The 934-nt window shown below is 65.8% G+C and carries 1 protein-coding gene; it reads right to left on the reverse strand.

The genetic code is table 11. The annotated features are described in order from the left end of the window. Positions 1–934 (reverse strand): GGDEF domain-containing protein (locus tag EN742_RS36145; protein WP_245492494.1); only part of this gene is annotated, 934 nt, incomplete at both ends.

Below are 934 nucleotides of genomic sequence, written 5' to 3' on the forward strand. Positions count from 1 at the left end.
GCACAACGGCAGGAGCACGGCGAACTCCTCGCCGCCGATGCGGCCGGCAGCACCGCGCGTGCCCGTGGCGAAGCTCAGCTTGGCGGCGAAGTCGGCGATCACCCTGTCGCCCACCGCGTGCCCGTGCCGGTCGTTGAGTGCCTTGAAGTGGTCGAGGTCGGCAAGCACCATGGCGACGGGGAATTTCGCCTTGGCGCACTGGTCGAGCAGCAGCGCCGCCCGCTCCTCGAAACCGCGGCGGTTGAGCAGGCCGGACAGCGGGTCGGTATGGGTCTCGGCCTTCAGAGCCTTCATCACGTCGAGTGCGGCCGCCGAAAACAGGGAAAGCGCGATCAGCAGCGACAGCAGCGCATGCGACAAGAGCGCCGTCGTCCAGTAGGACGAGCCGTAGAATCCGTCATAGCTCGGGAACGGCCCGTGCGCGATGACGACGATCAGGGTTCGGACGACGAAGTTCAATCCCGACAGCAGCGACAGCACGAACAGGATCTTTTCCGTCGGACCGTTGCCGCGCACCGTGCGCAGTTCGGCGGCGACCAGCAGGCTGAGGGCGCCGAAACCGAAATTCATCGACAGGATGCGCCAGGTGAGATCTGGCTGCACGAACATGAACCATGAAAAGGCGGCGAGCCCGCCGCCGGTGGTGAGTGCGATCCCGATATAGGGGACGCGCCGCCCGTAGCGCGCGACGATGGCGCTGGAGAGGCAGCAGGCGGCCGCCGTGAAGCATATGTTGGAGACAAGCTTGGTCAGCACCATCCCGACAGGAAGCGTGAAATACTGGAACAGGAAGCCGGGGGCCGACAGGCAGTAGCTCGCAGCCAGCACCGCCAGATAGGGGCGATGGCGCTGATGGAACCACAGGACGAGGAACGCCGCGCCAAGCGCCAGCGCGATCGTCGGGTTGAGCAGCGCTATGAGCAGACCCGTGTCC

Source organism: Mesorhizobium sp. M4A.F.Ca.ET.020.02.1.1 (genome assembly GCF_004022645.1).
In the GTDB taxonomy this organism is placed as follows: Bacteria; Pseudomonadota; Alphaproteobacteria; order Rhizobiales; family Rhizobiaceae; genus Mesorhizobium.